The organism is Halalkalibacter flavus, from assembly GCF_036663575.1.
In the GTDB taxonomy this organism is placed as follows: domain Bacteria; phylum Bacillota; class Bacilli; order Bacillales; family Bacillaceae_D; genus Halalkalibacter; species Halalkalibacter flavus.
Genome location: NZ_JAWRVK010000198.1, coordinates 1 through 279 on the forward strand (window position 1 = coordinate 1; position 279 = coordinate 279).

Sequence of the window (279 nt, forward strand, 5' to 3'; positions counted from 1 at the left end):
GTTAACAATATCTTCCTCGAAGATGTTTCTGCTTTTTTCTCGGCACATAGAATCAGAACCAGCAAAAATATGGCTTATATTGGCGCCAGTGGTCTAACACATAAATATGATTTTTCAATTCCAGGAATCGATAATATTCCTATGAAACTCATAAAGACTTTGGCATCGCCAAATAATCCAATGTTTGCAAAATCTATTTTAGCTGACGTAGAACAAACAAAACCAGTTTTAGAGGACCAGGGAGATTTTTACGTTTTTCTTAATGACTATAATGCAAAT

General features: G+C 34.1%; 1 protein-coding gene. It reads left to right on the forward strand.

Translation table 11 applies throughout. The features are described from left to right. Positions 1 to 279 (forward strand): DUF1829 domain-containing protein (locus tag SAY88_RS24980; RefSeq protein ID WP_332635119.1); only part of this gene is annotated, 279 nt, incomplete at both ends.